At 43.3% G+C, this 20462-nt stretch carries 22 protein-coding genes; 9 read left to right on the top strand and 13 right to left on the bottom strand.

Features of this window, described 5'->3' with window-relative positions; all coding sequences use genetic code 11:
• Nucleotides 1-31: 31 nt before the first annotated feature.
• From ACHBHN_RS08585 to ACHBHN_RS08560, 6 genes are all read right to left on the bottom strand, one after another.
• Nucleotides 32-1789 (bottom strand): glycerophosphodiester phosphodiesterase, encoded by a 1758-nt coding sequence (locus ACHBHN_RS08585; RefSeq protein WP_105122350.1) that lies wholly within the window; start codon nucleotides 1787-1789, stop codon nucleotides 32-34.
• 41 nt (nucleotides 1790-1830) lie between these two features.
• Nucleotides 1831-2178, bottom strand: a complete 348-nt coding sequence (locus tag ACHBHN_RS08580) for a hypothetical protein (protein ID WP_105110614.1) — start codon at nucleotides 2176-2178, stop codon at nucleotides 1831-1833.
• A 228-nt stretch (nucleotides 2179-2406) separates the two neighbouring features.
• Nucleotides 2407-3774: a DNA repair protein RadA gene (gene radA, locus ACHBHN_RS08575; protein WP_394733948.1), complete on the bottom strand. Its 1368-nt coding sequence runs from the start codon at nucleotides 3772-3774 to the stop codon at nucleotides 2407-2409.
• Nucleotides 3775-3780: 6 nt separating this feature from the next.
• Complete coding sequence (locus tag ACHBHN_RS08570) at nucleotides 3781-4224, bottom strand: dUTP diphosphatase (RefSeq protein ID WP_105160257.1); 444 nt, start codon at nucleotides 4222-4224, stop codon at nucleotides 3781-3783.
• A gap of 28 nt (nucleotides 4225-4252) precedes the next feature.
• Nucleotides 4253-4774 carry a hypothetical protein gene (locus ACHBHN_RS08565; RefSeq protein WP_394733937.1) on the bottom strand — a complete coding sequence of 174 codons (522 nt, stop codon included), beginning with the start codon at nucleotides 4772-4774 and terminating at the stop codon, nucleotides 4253-4255.
• Between the two features lie 93 nt (nucleotides 4775-4867).
• Complete coding sequence (locus ACHBHN_RS08560) at nucleotides 4868-5734, bottom strand: helix-turn-helix domain-containing protein (protein ID WP_394733936.1); 867 nt, start codon at nucleotides 5732-5734, stop codon at nucleotides 4868-4870.
• Between the two features lie 339 nt (nucleotides 5735-6073).
• Here ACHBHN_RS08560 and ACHBHN_RS08555 point away from each other — a divergent pair, with 339 nt between their 5' ends.
• The 7 genes from ACHBHN_RS08555 (at nucleotide 6074) to ACHBHN_RS08525 (ending at nucleotide 10453) form a co-directional block, all read left to right on the top strand.
• Complete coding sequence (locus tag ACHBHN_RS08555; protein WP_024384175.1) at nucleotides 6074-6358, top strand: lactococcin 972 family bacteriocin; 285 nt, start codon at nucleotides 6074-6076, stop codon at nucleotides 6356-6358.
• A 205-nt stretch (nucleotides 6359-6563) separates the two neighbouring features.
• Nucleotides 6564-8672, top strand: a complete 2109-nt coding sequence (locus ACHBHN_RS08550) for an amino acid ABC transporter permease (protein WP_394733935.1) — start codon at nucleotides 6564-6566, stop codon at nucleotides 8670-8672.
• Nucleotides 8669-9298, top strand: a complete 630-nt coding sequence (locus ACHBHN_RS08545; RefSeq protein ID WP_394733934.1) for an ABC transporter ATP-binding protein — start codon at nucleotides 8669-8671, stop codon at nucleotides 9296-9298. The genes ACHBHN_RS08550 and ACHBHN_RS08545 overlap by 4 nt, the downstream gene beginning before the upstream one ends.
• Before the next feature lie 158 nt (nucleotides 9299-9456).
• Complete coding sequence (locus tag ACHBHN_RS08540) at nucleotides 9457-9672, top strand: hypothetical protein (protein ID WP_099811549.1); 216 nt, start codon at nucleotides 9457-9459, stop codon at nucleotides 9670-9672.
• A gap of 51 nt (nucleotides 9673-9723) precedes the next feature.
• The gene (locus ACHBHN_RS08535; RefSeq protein WP_394733933.1) at nucleotides 9724-9999 is read left to right on the top strand and encodes a bacteriocin immunity protein; all 276 of its coding nucleotides are present in this window, start codon (nucleotides 9724-9726) and stop codon (nucleotides 9997-9999) included.
• 87 nt (nucleotides 10000-10086) lie between these two features.
• Complete coding sequence (locus ACHBHN_RS08530) at nucleotides 10087-10230, top strand: hypothetical protein (protein WP_394733932.1); 144 nt, start codon at nucleotides 10087-10089, stop codon at nucleotides 10228-10230.
• A gap of 34 nt (nucleotides 10231-10264) precedes the next feature.
• The gene (locus ACHBHN_RS08525) at nucleotides 10265-10453 is read left to right on the top strand and encodes a hypothetical protein (RefSeq protein ID WP_394733931.1); all 189 of its coding nucleotides are present in this window, start codon (nucleotides 10265-10267) and stop codon (nucleotides 10451-10453) included.
• A 316-nt stretch (nucleotides 10454-10769) separates the two neighbouring features.
• Here ACHBHN_RS08525 and ACHBHN_RS08520 read toward each other — a convergent pair whose 3' ends face one another.
• The 3 genes from ACHBHN_RS08520 to ACHBHN_RS08510 are packed head-to-tail and all read right to left on the bottom strand — an operon-like array spanning nucleotide 10770 to nucleotide 14703.
• Nucleotides 10770-12554: an ABC transporter ATP-binding protein gene (locus tag ACHBHN_RS08520; protein ID WP_394733930.1), complete on the bottom strand. Its 1785-nt coding sequence runs from the start codon at nucleotides 12552-12554 to the stop codon at nucleotides 10770-10772.
• Nucleotides 12555-14261 carry an ABC transporter transmembrane domain-containing protein gene (locus ACHBHN_RS08515; protein ID WP_172063941.1) on the bottom strand — a complete coding sequence of 569 codons (1707 nt, stop codon included), beginning with the start codon at nucleotides 14259-14261 and terminating at the stop codon, nucleotides 12555-12557.
• Nucleotides 14254-14703, bottom strand: coding sequence for a MarR family winged helix-turn-helix transcriptional regulator (locus ACHBHN_RS08510; RefSeq protein ID WP_394733929.1), 450 nt, complete (start codon nucleotides 14701-14703; stop codon nucleotides 14254-14256). The genes ACHBHN_RS08515 and ACHBHN_RS08510 overlap by 8 nt, the downstream gene beginning before the upstream one ends.
• 221 nt (nucleotides 14704-14924) lie before the next feature.
• On the opposite strand from ACHBHN_RS08510, the gene ACHBHN_RS08505 reads away from it, so the two are divergent.
• Nucleotides 14925-15941: an NAD(P)H-dependent glycerol-3-phosphate dehydrogenase gene (locus tag ACHBHN_RS08505; protein WP_394733928.1), complete on the top strand. Its 1017-nt coding sequence runs from the start codon at nucleotides 14925-14927 to the stop codon at nucleotides 15939-15941.
• Between the two features lie 39 nt (nucleotides 15942-15980).
• On the top strand, nucleotides 15981-16883 hold the full coding sequence (gene galU / locus ACHBHN_RS08500) for a UTP--glucose-1-phosphate uridylyltransferase GalU (RefSeq protein ID WP_105160261.1): 903 nt from the start codon (nucleotides 15981-15983) through the stop codon (nucleotides 16881-16883).
• A 19-nt stretch (nucleotides 16884-16902) separates the two neighbouring features.
• Here galU and ACHBHN_RS08495 read toward each other — a convergent pair whose 3' ends face one another.
• Genes ACHBHN_RS08495 through dapD form a run of 4 tightly spaced genes read right to left on the bottom strand, consistent with a single transcriptional unit; the run spans nucleotide 16903 to nucleotide 19984 of the window.
• Complete coding sequence (locus ACHBHN_RS08495; protein ID WP_394733947.1) at nucleotides 16903-17571, bottom strand: rhomboid family intramembrane serine protease; 669 nt, start codon at nucleotides 17569-17571, stop codon at nucleotides 16903-16905.
• Entirely contained in the window at nucleotides 17564-18106 is a 543-nt protein-coding gene (locus ACHBHN_RS08490; RefSeq protein WP_105160262.1) for a 5-formyltetrahydrofolate cyclo-ligase, read from the bottom strand. Before ACHBHN_RS08490 ends, ACHBHN_RS08495 begins: the two co-directional genes overlap by 8 nt.
• 41 nt (nucleotides 18107-18147) lie before the next feature.
• Nucleotides 18148-19275: an N-acetyldiaminopimelate deacetylase gene (locus ACHBHN_RS08485; protein ID WP_105111783.1), complete on the bottom strand. Its 1128-nt coding sequence runs from the start codon at nucleotides 19273-19275 to the stop codon at nucleotides 18148-18150.
• Nucleotides 19276-19285: 10 nt separating this feature from the next.
• The gene (gene dapD / locus ACHBHN_RS08480) at nucleotides 19286-19984 is read right to left on the bottom strand and encodes a 2,3,4,5-tetrahydropyridine-2,6-dicarboxylate N-acetyltransferase (RefSeq protein ID WP_105111782.1); all 699 of its coding nucleotides are present in this window, start codon (nucleotides 19982-19984) and stop codon (nucleotides 19286-19288) included.
• Nucleotides 19985-20462 lie beyond the last annotated feature (478 nt).

Genomic DNA, 20462 nt, shown 5'->3' with positions numbered 1-20462 from the left:
AAAACGTGGGTTCCATCCGAACTCACGTTTTTTACAATCCATATAACAATGACTCGACCTGCAAGAGGAACAAATCTGCATAGCGAGTGGTTGACCGCAGACTGTCTTCAACCCTCTGCAAGCTCTCAAGCTGGTCGGTGATAATCCCATCCACCTGAAGCATAGCCATTCGTGTCATTTCGTCCTCATCATTGGGCGTCCAGACATAGACCGACTTGCCGCGTAACCAAGACTTCATCATGAAATTTTGGTCCAGAGAAGTATATTCCATGGTGTAGCCATCCGCTACTGTCTGAGGATAGATACTGTTAAAGGGCAAAATCAGATAGGTTTTTAGCTGGGGCAGAACCTTCTCGATTTCTACAATGATCTGATAATCTAGCGAATGAAACTGATGCCCCTTGGCCAAGAGGCGTTTTCCATATTTTTTGACAAAATTCTTAGCTAAATCAGGACTATCTTGCTTGGTCTCCTTGATTTCGACCAGGAGTTTCTGACCCAATTGGTCTGCCTTATCCAGATAGGCATCGAAGGACGGAACTGGTGCAGACTGACCGTTTTCCGAGGCGGTCATGGAGGTCAACTCCTGCAAGCTATAATCGTGCGTACCTCCGGTATTTCCCGTCAAGGCCAACAAATTCGTATCATGCATGACGACAAACTGACCGTCTTTGGTCTCCTGAATGTCCATCTCCACAAAATCCGGCCTGAGCTGGGCAGTTAACTCCAGAGATTCAAGGGTATTTTGGACACCATTTTCATCATCCACACCTCGGTGAGAAATGGTCACTGGCAGGCTTTCAAAGGGATAATAAAGGCTGAGAGCCCCGTCCAAACCAAAGAGTAAGGCAGAGCTTACCACAATCAGCAAACGGAGGCGGTGACGCAGGCGCTTTCGTCGGTAGCTTGGTAAATGCTGACCAGTCAAGAGAGTCACAAACTTGGTCATAAACATGGCAATAGCCCCATAGTAGGTCAGCCTGAAGAGGATGAAGCTCAGCAAGGCCAGGGGATAGGCCAGGGAAGGCAGAGTCTTGTCCACCAAAAGCTGGAACAGATAGAGGGTGAGCCCAACACCAAGTATAACCAGACCAGGCAAGGTCATTGTCCACAAGAGGCGGGCGTAGGCTACCAACTGCTGCCACCCCCGGGTTTGATTCCAGGAGTGGGCTACTGATTCCTTGACCCCTCGGTGTTCAAAATAAATCTTAGGTATAGCATACATGAGCCTAGCAGATAACCAAGAAAAGACCAACAAACTTAGAGCAATCACTAAGGCTACAAGATTGTTCTTTTCAAGATAATCCAACACAAATTGAGGAATGACTAGCTTATTAAAATAATAAATATTCAAAATCCTACGCAAAAAGGGCAATAACACCGTTGCATAGCATAGGAGAAAGCTAATTTTAGCGAGACTGGCATGGCCAATAATCCCCACCATATCCCGTCCAACATCCTTAATATAATCTCTCAAATGCTTGACCCGACTGTCCAACAACTGCCTAACCCCAGTAAAGATGAGGGCAATTTCCAGATAGGCAACCAAGATATTTAGAATGACCAGCAGAGCAAAAAGAATAGTAACAAAAAGATTGCTAGATAGGACTTGGAGGATATTTGTTGGAGATAGGTAGGCATGGCCTGTCAGCGACAGAAGAAATTCTGCCAACCAGGAATTGAGCGGAATCCATACAAACTCCATAACAGTAAAGGAGACAAAAAACAAGAGCAGGATTTTATCCAGATTATAATAAACCTTTTGAAATTCACGACGTATTCTATCCATAGACCTAGTGTCCCATAATTCAAGGAATTTTTCAAGCCAAGTTAGGTGAGAAGGCGACAAGATAAAAAGCTGGATACAAAATCTTTTCGAATAAAAGTATAGAGATAAATAACTAGTTGGCGCTGTTCCTGAGATAAATAGATTTGCCTATTGCTAAACAACTGAAATATTTGATCCTTACTCTTTAATAACGAGTCTGGAACACTATAGTATTCCTCATTAAAATCTATAGAGTCTAATGACTGCTCTTTTAATAACTGATTGACAATTTCGATACTGGATTGAAGTGTGCCTTTGTCGATTCCCGTCTGAATACTTAATTCATATAGGTTCATTTGACTAGTAGCAAATAATTCCATGAGGATTGCAAGTGTACGATTATCAATCATAAGTTCCTCCTTAATAACATTGTAAACCCTTTCAAAAATAATTTCTACCCAATTTGAGCCCAATTTACTTCTCTTGAAATCAAATTCAGACTGGGCTCAAGAACGACTAGTAAACATAATGCCAGCTAAATTTGGCAGATAGTAAAGATTAAAAGAGTTTGGAAAACGCCAAACTCTTCTATAATACTAATTCTTATCATATTGATTGATACAGGTCATACGCCTATATCACCCAAACACCTTCTGCAAGACTTCGCCAATGGTGGTCACTCCGATAACGGTGATTTCCTTTGGTACCTTGATTCCTGTCAGGGAATTTTTAGGGGCATAGACCTTGGTAAAGCCTAGTTTGGCGGCTTCGTTAATCCGTTGTTCAATCCGATTGACGCGGCGGATTTCCCCTGTCAGACCGATTTCGCCTATAAAGCACTCTTGTGGGTTGGTTGGCTTGTCCTTGTAGCTGGAGGCAAGGGCAACTGCGACCGCCAGGTCAATAGCTGGCTCATCCAGTTTGACACCGCCTGCTGACTTAAGATAGGCATCTTGGTTTTGGAGGAGCAGGCCTGCCCGTTTTTCCAAAACCGCCATAATCAAGCTGGCACGGTTGAAGTCCAAGCCTGTCGTGGTCCGCTTGGCATTGCCAAACATGGTCGGCGTCACCAGGGCCTGCACTTCTGCAAGGATAGGGCGGGTGCCCTCCATGGTCACGACAATAGCAGAGCCTGTCGCCCCGTCCAGACGCTCTTCCAGAAAGACTTCGCTGGGATTGTGGACTTCGACCAAGCCCTGTGACTGCATTTCAAAAATGCCGATTTCGTTGGTGGAGCCAAAGCGGTTTTTGACCGCCCGCAAGATACGAAAGGTGTGCTGTCTCTCGCCCTCAAAATAGAGAACTGTATCGACCATGTGCTCCAAGGTCCGCGGTCCAGCCAGGGTGCCTTCCTTGGTCATGTGGCCGACGATGAAGGTTGCGATGTTGTTGGTCTTGGCAATCTGCATGAGTTCATTGGTCACTTCACGGACCTGACTGACAGAACCTTGCACACTAGAAATGTCAGGGCTCATAATGGTCTGGATAGAGTCGATAATCAGGAAATCTGGTTTTATCTTCTCAATCTCGGTCCGAATGCTCTGCATATTGGTCTCCGCATAGAGATAGAACTCGCTATCGATGTCGCCCAGACGCTCCGCCCGCAACTTAATCTGCTGGGCAGACTCTTCCCCCGACACATAGAGGACGGTGCCAATGGTCGAAAGCTGGGTCGATACCTGTAAAAGCAGGGTGGATTTCCCGATTCCTGGATCGCCTCCGATCAGGACCAGACTGCCCGGCACCACGCCGCCACCGAGGACGCGGTTGAATTCCTCCATATTGGTCTTGGTGCGAGCGACTTGAATAGACGAAACTTCATTGAGCTTCATAGGTCGGGTCTTCTCACCAGTCAGGCTGACGCGGGCATTTTTGACCTCCGCCACTTCGACTTCTTCAACAAAGCTAGACCAAGAACCACAGTTAGGACAGCGCCCCAGGTACTTGGGTGAATGATATTCACAATTTTGGCAGACAAAGGTTGTTTTTTTCTTAGCGATGATGATTTCCTCCTATTTCCCTGTCGAGCCAAATCCACCCGTCCGAACGCCGTCGGCCTGGTCGCCGTCAGCCAAGAGGAAGGGTGCAAAAACAGCCTGTACGATCCGCTCGCCAGCTTCCACCAACACGGTTTCTTCTGTGATGTTTCGCATCTGGGCAAAGATGTGGCCTTCGTTGGCTGGATTTCCATAGTAGTCGCCGTCGATAACCCCAACCGAGTTAATCAAAACCAGCCCCTTCTTGCGAGGATTGGACGAGCGGTCGTAGAGGTAGAGGACCTCGTTGGCCTGCATATAAGCCTTAACACCAGTCGGCACCAGCTTAATCTCACCTGGCTCCAAGCTGACAGTTTCTGCAGCCTTCAGGTCGTAACCTGCTGCATGAGCGGTCTCACGTTTTGGCAATAAATTTTCATCAGTAAACTGGCTGACCAGTTCGAAACCACGGATTTTCATAAGAACTCCTTACATCATTTTCTTCTTTTTACTCATATTGTTCATTCGCATTTTTCGTCACAAATGCAAAAAGTGTTGTTAAGGGAAAGGCATACTCGTCATCAAAGCGAGCCGCACGTAGCCACAAGTCTTGGTCAACCTTACGAAGATAGACACTGCGAGGGAAGGTGAATTCTTCCAACTGAGGCGACAGCAGGCAAATGGCTCCGTCTGGTGATTTCCCTTGGGAGAGTATAGCATCTTGACTGACTTCCTGTTCCAACAAGGCCAACCGAAGATAAACTCCCAGATGAGCTGGTGGTAATTGAAAACCCATCTCCACGGCTCTCTCCTCTATCTGAGGAGCAGTTGCTTCCCTATCAAATCCCATGTCAGCTAGGCTGACAATCTCAACCAAGCACTCTTGCTGCTCCTCCACCACTTGATATGTCGAGTGAGCTAGGTAGGTCTTGAAATAGTCATTCACTAAAACACCCTTGTCATCTAAGTAGGCATGGATTTCTTCTTTTTTCAGGGGAAATAATTCAACTCGAACGCTCAGTCTTTTCATAGGTCTATTATACACTAATTCATCAAAGCCTGCGATTTTCAACAAAAAACACCTGACAAACAGGTGCTACTACTATAAACTAGCTCAAGCAATTCAATCCTTTTCCGAGCCAAAAATCTCCCAATACTCCTCGACTTCTTTCTCCAAATGTTCAACCAGCTCCAGCAAGTCTGCAGCTCGGAGAATGGCAAGCCCCTTGTCCACCATCCCTCTATCCTGCTGAAAGATACCCATACGGACATTAGCCATGCCTACATAATCAATCCGCATACTTTCCTGAGCCATGGCATAAACTCTCTCCATTACTGAAACACAAAGTTGATACTCCCCATTTTTCAGTAAAACGGTTGATAGGTTGTAGAGAAAAGCAAACTGGCTAACCTGTACATCTCTGAAGTCCTTATACTTGTCCAAGGAAAGCAAGATTTTATCTACAAAGCCTTTCAAATGAGATACAGGAATAATCGGAAGCACCAACCCCAACTTACGAAAGTCAGCTAAATACCAAGTGTCTGACTTCTCCAATTCCTTCCAGAGTGCTTGACCCAACTGTCTGGTTCGCTCCCCATCTCCTGTTTGATAGATAGAGAGAGCTAACTGTATCTGTTGTTCTATCCGCTGAACCCGTATATCTTCTTGCTTCTTCAAATACTGATTTACTTGGTACAAAAAATCTTGACAGTTTGATTCAGAAAAAAATTGTCCTCTCAGATTTTCAAAGCGATGGATGATAGTAGAACGTTCCGAAGGCTGATAGGCATGGCAGATATAGTCAAACTCTGCAAAGGTCATATCCAACTGACGAAGAATATGGGAAAAGTGAGCAATGGTCGGGTATTCTTTGTTGTTTTCAATTTTTGATAGGGTTGTCCGTGACAGGGCATCTCCACAAACTTCCTGCTGGCTAAGCCCTTTGGACTTACGAATTTCTTTTAAGACTGTCCCAAAATCCCATTTCATACAAGACCTCCAAAAATATATGTGAGAAATGTTTACGTTTTCATCAATCGCATTTATTATATGATACCATAATAGTAAAGAAAAACAAAAATAATAATAGGAGGTACTCTTATGAAAACTTGGAAAAATTATCTTTTGCTTTTAACTTACTCAGCCATCCTACTAGCCCCTCAACTTTTAGGGGATGGATGGGTTATCATTTGGCCAGTTATCAATAAATAAGCTATTACCATCTCACCACTCTGGAAAGGAGGAAAATGACTGGAAACCATATGTTGGGTGGAGGGGATGGGAAAGCTAATCTTAAAAATAAAAATACACTTAGAAAGGAAAATTATCATGAAAAAGTTTGCTAAATTGGGTTTTGCCTTGGGAATTGCTTGTAGTTTAATGGTATCCACAGTCGCCTTTGCAGATTTTGTCGATGGTGGTGAATGGCATTATGGAGTTGGATGGACAGGAACCTACGGGTATTCCAACTACCATCATCCAACGCGTTCTCATACCGCTACTGTTAAAAATGGGCAACATGAAAACCGTCAACGCCAAGGCGCAGGTATTTGGGCAAAAGCATCTATTACTAAAATCCCACCAACTGGCATGGAATATTTCTATGGTTTTTGATATGCACTGAAATTAGTTTTCCACAGACCATGAAATTAAGAGAAAAACGATTACCATATTCAAAAATGTTTGATAGTAGGGTAATCGGGAACAACTATTGCTCCTCAATTGATGAATGACTGATAGTCAATTTCAAAGAGATAATTATTTTCCAACCAGCTCTATTGGTGTGCTGGTTGGAAAACGTTTATAAGGAGGTGTTCAGATGAAAAGGCTAAACCATTTCTGTATGATTCTACTTCTGTGTTGTGTCAGTTTTATCGTTGTAAATCTACACTATACTAAGGAAATCAATCGCATACGTGAATTAGGAACGACTGACTATTCATTTCAATTTTATTTACGCGATAGTGCCGTTCCTTCACAGGATTTACTGCATTTTTTTGAAAAAATTGCTGATAAATACGACGTTTCAATTGTCAAAACAGATAGCAACACCGAGGTAATAAAAGCAGGTGTTTTTTCTCATGAGACATTTCCTTATAAAGATTTTGGAATCCAGCAACTTACTTTTAATGAAGACGGAAGTGGATCTTATACAAATATACAATCTTCCGACAAACTAGGGCATATCCCAACATTTTTGCAGGCCAAGACGATACGGCTCATCACTTTAAAAAACTATTTTCAAGATACATCCCATACACTAAATGGTCAGTATACCGTCACATCAACAAAATCAATAAACGATACTGAAATAGTACAGGAATTAAGTCATTTTTTCAATATTGATTCTTCTACACTATTGACTCCAACCTTTGAAACAGCAGTAGAATTAATAAACAGAGACCTGCTACTAGTAGCACTCATCTGCTGTATCGCATTTTTACTCCTTTCATTAACTTCTGTTTACCAACCAATTTTAGATATCAAACATATCGGCGTTGAAAAAATACTTGGATACACTAACTTAGAGATTTTCTATCGCTATGTAAAACAAAATATACTAATTATGGGAATCGGTAGCATCATTCTAAATAGTTTACCGTTTTTGTTTTTTGACTACATACCTCAAGGTTTTACAGCTATGATGCTGTTAGCGCATTTTATCCTCCTTCAAGTCTATCTACTCATCAACATTTTAGTCATCACAATTATCCAACGCATCAATGCCGCATCTATCATAAAAGGATTTGTTTCCTTCAAAACAGGGTTCTATATCAATAATTTCTTCAAATGCTGTCTCACACTTCTTATCACTATATTGATGATTGGTGTCGGAAACAGCATTTATGAGGAACACCAAGAATTGAACTATCAAGAACAATGGGAAAAACAGGGAGATTTCCTAACACTCGAAACCGTAAAATCAGGAAATCAACTCTGGCAAGATAGCCTGTCTGGTTCTGACAAAGCTCATCAATATTATTACTCCTTATATAAGAATTTGACAGAAAATCTTCCAACCTATTATATTCGTTCTAGTATCATAAACCCTAGTAATTTCTCACATCTCAAAGAATTTGAACATTCAACATTGGCTAATGACATCCCTGTTCTATATGCCAACAAATCCTATCTCGAGAGCATAGGATTTCCGATTCCACATACAAGTAAACAGATGACTATTTTCTTTCCAGCATCAATGAAAAAGAATGAAGAGTCTGACGAAAATCTAGCAAAATTGATTGGTTTGCTGTTACTGAAATATGAAGAACAAGTGACAAAAACAGTCGGCGAGGTAGATGTTGAATACATTTATTATGACGACGACTGGACATTCTTCCCATACAACGAAACCTTATCCAACAATTTTACTAATCCAATGATTAGTTTAGTCAATGACAACGACATGTCGTGGGAGGATAGAGCGCATCTATCCAATACTGGACTAAGTAGCCCAATTAAAATTGCAAACACCCCTCAACATCAACAAAAAATTGAACAAATTCTTCAGAAATTACCTGATGATAGCTATTTCAAGTTCTCATCAATAAAATCTATTCAGCAAGGGCGTGTAGATAGTTTCCGAGACGCTAGTCGTAACTTCGTCACCCTGTTTGCGATTATCTGCTTACTGAGCATTGTTGTTTCCTATTTTATTGTAAAAAGTATGTTTCTTTGGAGAAAATCTCATATCATCACTATGAAATTTTTAGGATGGTCACTTTTTGACCGCTACAAACCTATTCTAATCGGACTAACTCTACTATATTTGCTACCTCTTCCAGTTATTTTGGTAGCTGGTAAGTCACTATTTCCTCTTGCACTTTTTTTACTATTTGCCATTGCTGATGGAGGTATTTTCCTATTTACATCACTGCGCATGGAGCAAAAAAATCTTGTACAATACTTGAAAGGAGAGAACTTATGATTCATTTAGAACATATCTTTAAAAAGATTGGTCAAAAACATATCCTACATGATTTTTCCCTCAACATTGAACAAGGTGAACTAGTCGCAATTGTTGGAAAAAGTGGTAGCGGAAAAACAACATTACTAAACATCATTGGCTTGCTTGACGGTGAATACGAAGGAAATTACCTCCTATTTGGTCATTCAAACGTACCTGTAAACACTAGGGTATCTCAAAAAATAATTCGGGAACAAATTTCCTATCTATTCCAAAATTTTGCTCTAATTGAGAACGAAAGCGTCGAGTATAATCTCCTAATGGCATTAAAATATACCAGATTATCAAAAAAGGAAAAGGAAGAGTCTATAAAAAATATACTAGAAAAAATCGGACTAGCAAACACGCTAAAACAAAAAATTTCAGAGCTGTCTGGAGGAGAACAGCAACGAATCGCTATCGCTCGTGCTCTACTCAAGCCAAGCAATCTTATCTTAGCAGATGAGCCAACGGGATCATTAGATCAGGAAAATAGGGACTTAATCCTGCAATTTCTCATAGAAATGAATGCTAGTGGAAAAACAGTGATTATCGTCACACACGATCCATATATTGCCGATAAGTGTCAGCGGATTATTCATTTATGATTTAGATAATTTCTACACACTTGGCAAATGGGCTTTCACTATCAAAATCAATGTTCTTGAATGAATACCAATTTTACCTGACACAAGGCTTGCAAGAAATAAATACGCACATTACTCATTCCTCCCTCTTTCATAAAACATAGCTAGGAGGTGCAACCATGACTGCTGCATTCATCATTTTTTTAATCATAAAACTATTAGCACTCATTCTATTCCTTGCTTGTTTATTTCTAGGTTATAAACTAGTTAAAACATTAAATAAAAAGCAAGTATCTCCTGCAAAAAAATGGGGAATCATTGGTCTCTATAGCCTATTTTTGCTTTTCGTAGCCTATCTTGCAACATTTGTTGTCGTACTGGGAATCAATACTTAGGCTTCGAATTTTGTGATATATATGTAAGGAGAGATAATAAGAGATATCAAAATGAACAAAACTTTATTAGGGCAAATTGAGACTATCCTTAACACACAGCTCTTATCGGTCCAAGAGCTTGCGATATTACAACATGCACAAACTGCCCTTCAACATGACGAATACCTTTTAAAGGTCATCGCTTACTTAAAACAAGAACTTTCGCCTCTTGCAATAAGCAACTCATTGACTCCAGAAGTTTCAGAGTTATTCCTTGAAATAAACAGACAGCACCCAGCAACACGAGCTGCGGCCATTTGGAATTTTCTTGTTCCAAAAACTAAATAAATGGGAATGGACATAACCAACATAAACATCTTGATTATCTACTAATCTCACGGATAAATCCAACCCCTTTCTTAGGAGGTGCTCACCATGGTTTACTTGAAAATAATCATTCTCTGGATTTCTCTAGCCCTTGCATTGTACGGGGACAAGTTCATTCAGAAAGATTTCCCAATTTGGCAAGGGATTTTCCTACTTATTGCTCTGGCAAGTTCACTTTCTTTTCTATTTTAATCCCACATAGAGCATTGGGGAAAGGAGAACAATTATGAAACGAACCAATCTCTTTCAAAAAAAATCAATCGTTTTCACTCTAATCGGCCTCCACTCAGTTGTTTTCCTACTTAGTGGACTTCGCTCTTGGATGTTCCACCAACCCTTCAAATGGTGGATTACCCTAGGGATTAGTGTCGGTTTTTCAGTTGCTTATCTCTTAGTAACAAAAAATGACACCTAGTCATACAAAAAAATCACTAATAAACTACATCAGATGAACATGAAAACATTCCAAAAAAATCCATCTTACAAGACTGAATGCATCAAGTTATCTATCTTAAACTTGAAGTCTTGTAGAACACATACTTAAAAACCAGTCAATCACAGATATAGATTGACTGGTTTTTGCTATTCACATTCTTATATTCAATGAAAATCAAAATCGGACTATGCGACACATATACAATTCTGTTCCTCTAACCTTTCATGGGAACAAACTGAAATCCACCACTGAAGTCATTTAGTCAACAAGGTCTGTCTGTGGTTTTCGAAGTGGATTATTCAAACACAAACTGATTGTGATAGAGTTCGGCGTAGAAGCCGTTAAGTTTAAGAAGTTGGCTATGGTTGCCCTGCTCGATGACTTTTCCGTCTTTGAGGACGATGATTTCATCCGCATTGAGAATGGTTTTGAGGCGGTGGGCAATGACGAAGCTGGTCCGTCCTGCGATAATAGCCTCCATAGCCTTTTGGATTTTGGCTTCCGTTACGGTATCAACGTTTGACGTTGCTTCGTCCAAAATCAAGACTTGTGGATCTGTCAAAAGCGTACGGGCAATGGAAATCAGCTGTTTCTGACCTGTCGAGAAGACATTCTCATCATCGGTCACAAAGGTTTCATAGCCCTCTGGCAAGCTCATGATAAAGTCGTGGATATGGGTGGCACGAGCTGCGGTTTCCACCATTTCCTGCGAAATAGTCTCATCGCCAAAGCGGATATTGTCCGCAATGGTACCAGAGAAGAGGACAGATTCCTGCAAGACGATACCAACCTTGTCACGCAGACTATCCAAGTCGTATTCACGGATATCACGACCGTCAAATGCCACGCTACCCCCATTGACATCGTAGAAACGGTTGATCAGGTTCATAATGGTAGTCTTACCAGATCCCGTCGGGCCAACGACCGCCACCATTTTACCCTTAGGTGCCGAGATAGACACCTTGTCCAAGACCTTCTGACCAGGTAGGTAGCCAAAGTCGATGTGCTTGATTTCCACGCCTTCTTTGAGTACGGTGAAATGCGGTGCATTTTCAGGGCGAACTTCTTCAGGTTCGTCAAACATTTCCTGAATACGATGAGCACCCGTGAAGGCCAGTTGCAACTCTGCCCAGCTGGCCGCAATCTGCATGATTGGCTGGTAGTATTGTTGCGAATACTGAACAAAAATCACCACCAAACCAAGAGCTGCTGCTGTTTCCAAGGAAGAATCATTGAGTACAATGCTGGAGCCTGCAAAGATAACGATGGCCGTATTGACCAGGCTCATCCCGTTCATGAAGGGGAAAAGCACCCCGCTGAAGAGACGCCCTTTGAAGGTCGTCCGACGCACTTCTTCATTGAGCTCCATAAAGCCATCGATCGTTTCTTCCTGCACCCCTTGGACGATAATGGCCTTCTGACCAGAAATTTTCTCGTCCATATAGGCATTGAGCTTAGAAACGGCTGCCTGCTGCAAGTCCGTGTATTTACGAGACAGACGGATAATAATCACCAAAGCAAGTAGGGCAATCGGTGTTGATGCAACGGTCACCCAGGCCAGACGGACATCCTGACGGAACATCATCCAGACCATACCGATATAGAGGGCAATATTGGTCACAACCTGGGTCAGCGACTGGTTAAAGGCATTTTGAATATTGTCCAAATCCGATGTAAAGCGTGACAGAATATCTCCATCCTTATGCTTATCGAAAAAGGCAACCGTCAAACGCTCCAGCTTACCGAAAAGTCCCTTACGCATACGGTTGGTCGAATGCGCCACAATCCGAGTGAACAAGAGCGTGTAAATCAAGGTCGACACAACTGTCACCACATAGGCCATGAGAAGGTTGAGCATAACCCCGTTAAAATCAGCTATGTCCGGCTTAAAACCAGTCTGTCCCATTTGCTTCGCCGCAAAATAAGCCTGACCAATTTTTCCCAATTCTGTAATGGCATTCCCCAGTAAAACCGGTGTCTTCACCTGCAAATAAGTCGCCGCAACAATAGCCACAAAAATCATAGCAAAGGACAGTTTATAACGTTTAAAATAAAACCAAAAGAAACGTAAAGTCTTCATTTATTCTTCTCTCCCTTTCTGCGTTTCGTAGATTTCACGGTAGACATCGTTCGTAGCTACCAGCTCGGCGTGGGTACCTTGGCCGATCAGATGACCTTCATCAAGTACCAAAATCTTATCAGCTTTGACAACAGAAGAAATCTTCTGGGCAACGATAACCGTCGTTGTCCCCTTCAAATCATGATTGAGGGCCTCTTGTACCAATTTCTCAGACTTGGCATCAAGGGCTGAGGTCGAATCATCTAGTACCAAGACTTTTGGCTCAGAAATCACACCACGGGCAATAGACATCCGTTGCTTCTGACCACCGGAGAAGTTATTTCCCCGCTCCTCGACCTGGCTTTCATAGTTATCATCCAAACGGTCGATAAATTCCTTGGCCTGGGCAATACCTGCGGCCCGCTCCAAGCGTGTCAAGTCCGCCCCAGGCGCGCCCTGACGCAGGTTGTCTGCAATAGTACCCGAGAAGAGAATGGCCTTCTGCAAGACGATAGAAACCGTGTTACGAAGAGTATTTTGATTGACTTCTTTCAAGTCACGACCCCCGATAGAGACCGTCCCCTCCTGCGGGTCAAAGAGACGCGGAATGAGTTGGGCAAGCGTTGATTTACCAGCGCCCGTCGCTCCAACCACACCGACCATTTGGCCTGGCTCAATCTCAAAGGAAATATTTTTCAGAGTCGGCTCCGTGTCATGCGGATAGGTAAAGCTGACATTATCAAAGACAATCCGGCCTTCGAGTACTTCATCTGCCACATCTTTAAAGGTCATAGCAGGCTCGGTATCCAAGACCTCGCTGATCCGTTTGATGGAAATAGCTGCGCGAGATGCCTGCATGCCCATGAAAGAGGCCATGATAATAGCAAACATAATCTGCATAAGGTAGCTCATGAAGGAAGTAAAGCCACCAATCGCCTCAAAATTCGTATCCACCATCCCAGATACCAGGTAGAGGGACAAGAAAATAGCCATGAAAGAAATAAACATCATCAAGGGTTGCAGGATTGAAAAACCATAACCGATAAAGAGGTTGAGGTCCAAGAGTTCATTAGACACAGACTTGAACTTATCGTATTGATTTTTTTCCTGTACAAAGGACTTGACCACACGGATACCGCGCAGATTTTCCTTGGCAATGCCGTTCATGCGGTCCATCAGAGTCTGGAATTTCCCAAATCGTGGACCCATAACCCCCATGACCACAGCCATAATCGCCATGATCAAAATAACCATCAGAACGATGACCCACCACAATTCAGGCAAGGTCCGAACCGCCATGATGAAAGCCCCGACAAACAACATAGGAACCCGCATGAGGATGGTAAAGAGCATCATAACCAGGTTTTGAATCTGAGTGACATCATTGGTCATCCGAACGACCAAATTCCCCGCATTAAACTCTTCCACATTTGCATAAGAAAAACTTTGGATTTTTCTAAAAGTTTTTTCGCGGATATCCGCCGAAACCCCCTGGGAAATCTTCGCTGCCACGATAGTATTGGCTAAACCAGCCAAAAGTCCAATCCCAGCAATAACCAGCAAGAGTTTACCGACTTCAACAATCTCTGTCTTGTCGTTGGTCAAGACAGCTGTCAAGACATCCTTCAAGTAGCTCGGCTGTAGCAGAGCAGTTGTCACGACCGTTGCAGTTAATAAAACCGAGGCCAAGGCATACCACTTATAACGCAGTATCGCTTCTTTAAACATTGTGCTTCTCCTTATATTCCTTAATATTTTCAGATAATTGATGGGCCCACTGCTCCACCAATTGAAAATCTTCTTTTGTAATCTTATTAAACAATGATTGGTGCAGCTCCTGATGGAAGTCATCTAGGCGACTAACTTTTTCCTGCCCATTCGCCGTCAGGATAATCTGCTTGTAGCGCTTATCCTGCTTGGATGGAATGACTTGAATAAAATCATTTTTCTCCATTCGTTTGACCAGATTACTAGCAACTGATTTAGAAATTTTCATTTCTTTTTCAATGTCCTTAACAAAGACTTCCTTGTCAGAACACTTAGCTAGATAAAGCAAGGCCCATCCCTGAGGACCAGCGAGATGCTCTACACCATGTTCCTTGGAAATCTTGTCACCAATCTGTTCCACCTGATTGAGTAGGGAACGAAATTCTGCTAAAAAATCTCCCATCGAAACTCCTTTCATTGTTAGTTAATGACCATGAGAATCATTATAGTTTTCTAGAGAACTATTGTCAAGCAAAATGAAACATTTTCTTTGTTTTCATAGATTTTTTCATTTTGTAAAAACCGACCTGTCCTTTTCCTGCAAGCCGCCTTTTTCGCTCTGCTATTTTCAAAAAAATTTTATATATGATATAATGGTAAAAACATGAATTCAGAGGAAGCATTATGGAAAAGCAAACCATTGCTATCTTGGGACCTGGCTCATGGGGAACAGCCCTAGCTCAGGTGCTCAATGATAACGGGCATAGTGTCCGTATCTGGGGAAATATCCCGGAGCAGATTGATGAAATCAATGAAAAACATACTAACACGCGCTATTTCAAGGACATTGTTCTAGACGAGAAGATTGTTGCCTACAAGGATTTGGCTGAAACGCTAGATGGGGTCGACGCTGTGCTCTTTGTCGTACCGACCAAGGTAACCCGTCTGGTAGCCAAGCAGGTTGCCGAGACCCTCAAGCACAAGGTTGTGGTCATGCACGCATCTAAGGGCCTTGAGCCAGAAACTCATAAACGTTTGTCAGAAGTCTTGGAAGAAGAAATTCCTGCTGACTTGCGTTCAGAAGTCGTTGTTGTCTCCGGTCCTAGCCACGCTGAAGAAACCATCGTCCGCGACTTGACCTTGATTTCTGCCGCATCTAAAGATTTGGAAACTGCAACCTATGTCCAAAATCTCTTCAGCAATCGCTACTTCCGTCTCTATACTAACAACGACGTAATCGGTGTAGAAACAGCTGGCGCTCTTAAAAATATTATCGCAGTCGGAGCCGGGGCCTTGCATGGTCTGGGCTATGGTGACAATGCCAAGGCTGCTATCATCGCTCGTGGCTTGACAGAAATCACTCGCCTCGGTGTCGCCATGGGTGCCAATCCCTTGACATACAGTGGACTGTCTGGCGTCGGTGATTTGATTGTCACCGGTACATCAGTTCATTCCCGCAACTGGCGGGCTGGAGACCTGCTTGGTAAGGGCGAGAAACTGGAAGACATCGAAGCCAATATGGGCATGGTCATCGAAGGAATTTCCACGACCAAGGCTGCCTACGAATTGGCCAAAGAACTCGGGGTCTACATGCCAATTACCCAAGCCATTTACAAGGTCATCTACCAGGGTGCCCAAATCAAAGATGCCATCCAAGAAATCATGTCCGGCGAATTCCGTCATGAAAATGAATGGCACTAATAAAATTGTTAATCATCAATAAATACAAAGGAAAAATGTATGAAAAAAGTTAGAAAAGCCGTCATCCCTGCTGCTGGTTTAGGAACACGTTTCTTGCCTGCAACAAAGGCTCTCGCTAAAGAAATGTTGCCAATCGTAGACAAGCCGACCATCCAATTTATCGTTGAAGAAGCCCTTGCATCTGGCATTGAAGACATTTTGGTGGTTACTGGTAAATCAAAACGTTCTATTGAGGACCACTTCGATTCAAACTTTGAATTGGAATACAACTTAAAAGAAAAAGGTAAGAATGAATTGCTCAAACTGGTCGATGAAACAACTGGTATCCGCCTGCATTTCATTCGTCAGAGTCATCCGCGTGGCTTGGGCGATGCGGTCTTGCAAGCCAAGGCCTTTGTCGGCAATGAGCCTTTCGTTGTCATGTTGGGTGACGACCTCATGGATATTACCAATAAAAAAGCTGTCCCATTGACCAAACAATTGATGAACGATTTTGAAAAAACACATGCTTCAACCATTGCTGTTATGCCGGTTCCCCACGAAGAGGTATCAGCCTACGGTGTCATTGCACCTCATGGCGAAGGTGTCAATGGCCTTTACAGTGTCGATACATTTGTGGAAAAACCAAAACCTGAAGATGCTCCATCTGACTTGGCCATTATCGGTCGCTATCTTCTCACACCGGAAATTTTTGAAATTCTTGAAAATCAAAAACCAGGTTCCGGCAACGAAATCCAATTGACCGATGCCATTGATACCCTCAACAAAACCCAACGCGTGTTCGCTCGTGAATTCAAGGGCGCTCGTTATGATGTCGGTGATAAGTTTGGTTTCATGAAAACTTCCATTGACTACGCCCTACAACACCCACAGGTCAGAGACGATTTGAAACAATATTTGATTAACCTTGGTAAATCATTAGAGAAAACAAAGAAAAACTAGCAAATCGCTAGTTTTTTTCTTATACCAGATAAAAGATGCCCAACAAGAGAATGAATATAGCTAAATAACTAATAAAACTGTAAAAGATTTGCTTACCAGAAAACAGATTTTTTTCCACAAGCGGTGGAAGAAAAATGACGACTAGGGCACCGCCGACCGCGCCACCGATATGACCTGCCATAGAGATAGAAGGTGTAAAAAGCCCGAGCAACAAGTTCATCCCCAAAAGCATCATGTAGCGTTGCCCAAGAACCTGTAAATAGCGACTGCGACTAAATTTTCTCAGGAGGGCCATAGCCGCAAAGAGGCCAAATAAGGAGGTCGACGCTCCCGCTCCGACCACTCCCGGAGTGAAAAAGAGAACAAAAAGATTGCCCATCATTCCCGACAACAGATACAGCAAAAAGAAGCGGCGCGGACCAAACAGTCCTTCCAGCTGGTAACCCAGCCCAATCAAGGTGATACTGTTAAACAAAAAATGTTCCCAGCCGATATGAACAAAAATCGGTGAAATCAGGCGCCACAGCTGACTAGGATCCTGGCGTACCGCCTCTCCATACATACCGCCAAATTCAAAAATCGTATAGGCCGCGGTCGTCTGCCCAAAACGCAAGATTTGGATGAGCAAGAATACAGCCGTCGTCACAGCCAACAAGCCATTGGTCACAGGGTACCGTCTATCAAACATATGTCTCAACAATCACTAACTCCTTTACTGCTTGGTCAAATATCTCCGGCTCAATAGCCAGTAGCTGAAAATCTGCCAAAGTCGACACCGTCTGCCCGTGAAAATCAGCTAGGTAGCGATCATAAAATCCACCGCCATAGCCAATCCGAAAACCGGCCTTATTCCAAGCCAAACCGGGCACATGAATTAAGTTAATCACAGACTTATCCACAGGTTGTGAATAAGTTCCCGGTTCCCAGACACCAAAAGCCGACTTGACCAAATCATTTGGATTATATTCTACAAAATCCATCCGCCCTTGTGAATAGGTCTTAGGGATGAAAATCTGCTTACCATCCGCTTGCGCCTGCTCAATCAGATAACACGTATTCCACTCATATGGCATGGAAAGATAGGTGGCAAGAGAGGTTGCAGACTTGTAAGCCTCTGTCTCTACCAACAAATCAGTCATGGTCTGACTGCTCTTCTCCCGCTGACTCGAGGACAAGAACTTCAATTGAGCCAACATTTCCTTACGAATGATTTTTTTATCCAAAGAATATTCTCCTTTTCAGAAAAAAGGCTGGAAAACCAACCTTAGTTCACTTTCATTTTCAAAAATCCACTCAACTTATCCACAGCCAAGGGAAGAGCAGCCTCATTGGGGTTGAGACGGGGATTGTGGAGGGGATAAGGCGTATCCACTCCTAACCAGAACATGACCCCCGGTACCTTGTTGAGCAGATAACCAAAGTCCTCACCCGTCATGGCAGGTGGGCAGTCAATCATCTCAACTCCCTCCACACCATCAAAGTAAGTCATGAATTCATCTGCTAGTTTCGGATTGTTTTCCACAGGCAGATAGCCGCTTGGGTTGAGTACGATGTCTAGCTCTACACCAAAAGATTTGGCAATGCCTTCAGCCACCTCACGGACACGTTTTTGCACTAAAAGGCTCATGTCTTGCGTTAAGGCCCGAATGGTGCCGTGCAAAAAGGCCGTTTCGGCGATGACGTTATTGGTCGTGCCCGCCTGCATGTGCCCAAAGGTTACCACTGCCCCCTCTATCGGGTCCACATTGCGGCTAACCACCGACTGGACTTGGGTCACAAAGTAGCTAGCCGCCACAAGGGCGTCATTTGCGGTATGGGGAAATGCTGCGTGGCCACCTTTTCCAGTAAACCGTATCTTGACTTCACAAGTGCCCGCAAAAAGGGTCGCACGGTTGGTGGCCATTTGACCAACTTTGAGGTCTGGTCGGACATGGAGCCCATAAAATTCATCTGGCAACCACTCACCAAAGGCACCTGCCTCATACATGAGCATGCCGCCAGCCAGATTTTCCTCTGCAGGCTGAAAGAGGAAGAGCAGATTATGCTTGGGTTGCTGTTCTGCCATTTTCTCCAAAAGCCCCAAGGCAATGGTCATGTGAAAATCATGTCCACAGGCATGCATACGGTCAGGATGGAGAGATTTGAAATCCAGCCCCGTTTCCTCAACGATAGGCAAGCCGTCAATATCCGTCCGCCAACCGATGTTTTTTTCCGGCGCAGAACCTGTCAGATGGACCAAAATACCCGTTTTCCAGGTCCGAACTTGAGCAAAAGCACAATTTTCCAGTAGCTGACCAATGACGTCCATCAAATAGGCATGGGTCTTGAACTCTTCCATCCCAATTTCAGGAATTTGGTGGAGGGCACGCCTAGTCGCAATTAAATCGAGCATGAACTACCTCTTAGAGTGTACGGAGAGCCTCTTCCAAGGCTGTTTTTTGTTGGGTTTGAGCGTCGATTTCTTTGATAATGCGGGCTGGAACACCTGCTACTACCACATTTTCAGGCACGTCTTGAGTCACAATGGCACCTGCCGCAACGACAGAACCGCTACCGATTTGCACGCCTTCGATGACAACGGCATTAGCACCGACCAAGACATTATCGCCGACGCGAACTGGGTCTGCTGATGCTGGCTCAATCACTCCTGCAAGCACTGCACCTGCACCGATATGGCTATTTTTACCGACCGTTGCACGACCACCAAGAACGGCACCCATGTCAATCATAGTCCCTGCACCGATTTCCGCACCGATGTTGATAACGGCACCCATCATGATGACCGCATTATCACCGATAGCGACTTGGTCACGGATAATGGCCCCCGGCTCGATACGAGCGTTGATAGCGCGCTTGTCAAGCAATGGCACAGCTGAGTTGCGAGCGTCATTTTCCACCACATAATCCACATTTTCCGTCAAGCCAGCCAAAAGCGGCTCCACATCCTTCCAGTCACCAAAGAGGACATTGCCCAGCTTGATGACAGTTGCCGGAACTTCTGCCACCAACTGACCTTCAAAGGTCACTTTCACAGCCGTTTTCTTCTCAGCATTGGCGATAAATTGGATGATCTCTTGAGCGTTCATTTTTGTTGCAGTCATAGTATTTCCTATCTAAAGATTATTTTTTACTATTATACCAAAAATTTTCAGAAAATTCGGGGAATATGGTTTGTAATATAGAACAAAACTTTGTAAAAGAAATTTCAACAGCGGCAAACATTAAAAACGAGAAGATTAAGCTGGTCCTCTCAAGAATATAGCTTTTCGAGCTCTATAAGACTGTAGTTGGTAAATCCCTGTGGAGATTATGGAGCCTTTTTAGTGTAGAAAAAAAAGTCCCATATGACCTATAATGAAAAGCGACTAAACCATCATTAGAAAGGAATCATATGGAATAGATAAACAGTCACTTCCCTGACTGTTTATCCCCGAGCCAAGAAAGAATAAAGCGGGGATAGTATCACAAATTTTCTCGGAATAAAAGACAAAATTTCTGCCTTGGCAAATTTCAATTCCGAGTTAGCCACCTATAAGAAATTCTCTCGGTGACTTGTAGCCCAAACATTTTTTGGGATAG

The sequence above is a fragment of the Streptococcus sp. A22 genome (assembly GCF_043674215.1).
GTDB classification, from domain to species: domain Bacteria; phylum Bacillota; class Bacilli; order Lactobacillales; family Streptococcaceae; genus Streptococcus; species Streptococcus suis_V.
This window is presented reverse-complemented; position numbering and strand designations above follow the sequence as displayed.